At 37.8% G+C, this 2,473-nt stretch carries 1 protein-coding gene; it reads right to left on the bottom strand.

From position 1 onward, the window contains the following. On the bottom strand, window positions 1-2,453 hold a 2,453-nt coding region (locus GSY74_RS03940; protein WP_164663804.1), incomplete at its 3' end, for a Calx-beta domain-containing protein. Window positions 2,454-2,473: the final 20 nt, after the last annotated feature.

Below are 2,473 nucleotides of genomic sequence, written 5' to 3'. Positions count from 1 at the left end.
TTATCTGTGAGGATTGGAGGCAATCCTGTCACCTCTCCAAGAGAGACCACCTTTCCTGTCTGTGTCAACTTGACCAGCTCATTTTTGAAGAGTCCATAGATATAGTTATCCTTGCCAGAGTAGGCTAGGGCATTATAGAGTTTGAGGTCACCAAAATCATCCATCACCTCAAATCCAAATGGGGTTTTCTCTGTATCAATTTTATGTAGCCACATCTTTCCTGTCTCCAAACTTCCTCTTTTGATACTACTAGAGAGATACATCGTATCATCACAAGTAAAAGGGTCATCGTTATGTTCATCATCATTTTGGATAGTAGCATCAGCCTTCTTAACAGTGGTTTTGAGATTAACAGGGTTATGAAGATAGATGTAGAACTTCTCATCAGGTTCAATATTCCTATCACCATTAATCGTCACAAGTATGGAGGCTGTTGTGTTCCCCTCTGGGATAATAAGCGTTCCTACTGCTACATCATAGTCACCATCTTTGGAGGAGCTACTACTATCTTGTGCTGTTATATCCTCTGTGTAGTAGTCAATCGAAGTCTCTGCAAAAGCAGGAGCATCAAGACTTAGAGTGATATTCAACTCTTTTGTTCCCAAATTACCTTCCTCAATCAAATAGCTACTCCCCGTAAAACTGATGGTAGGATAACTCCCATCATCATTGATAATAGTACCTATTGGATTTTGCATTTCTGAGATAGTGAGGTTCTTTTCATTGTTGATAATCAAACTAAAGCTCTCATCACTCTCCACAGCAGTGTCACCATTAACTTTGATAGGAATGGTAATATTGCTCTCTCCACCACTAAATATATGGGTTTTGGTATCAATAGTATCATAGTCACTACTTCCATCAGCCGTAATATTTTCGGTATGGTAGTCAAATGATGACCCTGCCAATGCTGGTTGGTCAAGTGTCATGGTAAAGTTCAAATCCACCTGTCCACTATCTCCCTCCATAACGGAGTATGAGTTAGTTGTAAATGTTAGATTTGGATATGAGCCATCATCATTAATTATAGTTCCTGTAGTCTGGTCACTGTTCAATAGATTTAGATTTGTTAAGTTTGAAATTTTTAGGTAAAATGACTCATCACTCTCTATATCTGTATCACCTAAAATAGGTACAGATATGGTAACTTTGGTGCTTTCTACAGCTATGCTCTTATCACCATAAGTGTGGCTATAGTCACTACCATTTGTTTCGGCAGTTCCATCTCGTGTCTCATAGTGAAATGTTGCCCCTGCTAGTGCAGGTTGAGTTAGTGTGAGATTAAACTCCAAACTCCTCTGCTCACTATCTCCCTCTAAGATAGAAAAACTGTTATCATCAAAAGCGATAGATGGATAGGAGCCATCATCATTGATAATCCTATTTTGTGATGAGTAGTTGATAATATGCTCTCCTGTAATAGACATCTTGATATACTCATTCTCTTCAATATCATCATCTCCAATAATATCTACATAGACAAACTTCTCTATCTCCCCTTTGTTAAATGTAACCGTTCCACTTTTATGTGCGTAGTCACTATTAGCAGTTGCTGTTGGGGTTGAACCATCTCCTGTCTGATAACTAATTGTCAAAGGGGTATCAAGAGGATAGGCTTTGTTGTCGGCAAGAAAAATTTTAAACTGCATCTGATTTGTATCACCAATATTTCCCTCTTGGACGCTAGAGCTTGTTATGTCAACTTCTATCGCATCATTATCATTAATATAACCACGAACCTGAGTAGTTTTGAGTGTTCCTACATCAGTATTGGCAAGGTTGAGGTAAAATCTCTCTTGCAATTCAGGAGCTAGGTCTCCTATAATAGGTACATAAACATAAACATAAGATTCTCCTTCTGGAATAGTTACTGTTCCAGAGGTACTGTTATAGTCTTCACCTGCTGTTGCAGTATTATCGCTAGTATTATAGGTTATGGTCACACCACCTACAGGAGCGATTCGATTAAGATAAAACTTAAATCTTAAATCATTAGTAGCTGAGTCTCCTTCGGTGATACTTTGATTATTAGAGCGTATTTCTAGTGGAGCCAACTCATTATCCACAATGGTTCCAGTACCGTTATTTAATGTGCTATAACCTGTTTCAGTTGTACTTATCTGAATATAGAAGTTCTCATTCCCCTCATAGATAGTATCATCAAGCAGTTCTATCTCAAAATTTCTCTCTGATATACCTGCACCAAAAAGAAGCCAATCAGACTTGACAACATAATCATCTCCTGCTGTTGCTGTACCATTGAGTGTCGAATAATCAACAGTTATGGGTAGGATGGGAGCTTCTGATATAGTTATTGTAAATGTCATTGTTCCACTATTCTCATTGGCAGAAACATCTGATATGGAGATGGAAATATCTTCACCATCTGCGTATAGTAGAGTTGAAAATAGTAGAGTTAATAGGAGTAGTAACTTTTTTAAAAGCAAGTTCATCTTTAGCCTTTCTTAATTTA

Source organism: Sulfurovum sp. bin170 (assembly GCF_010892395.1).
In the GTDB taxonomy this organism is placed as follows: domain Bacteria; phylum Campylobacterota; class Campylobacteria; order Campylobacterales; family Sulfurovaceae; genus UBA1140.
Note: the sequence above shows the minus strand (reverse complement) of the source record. Positions and strands in the feature narration are given on the sequence as shown.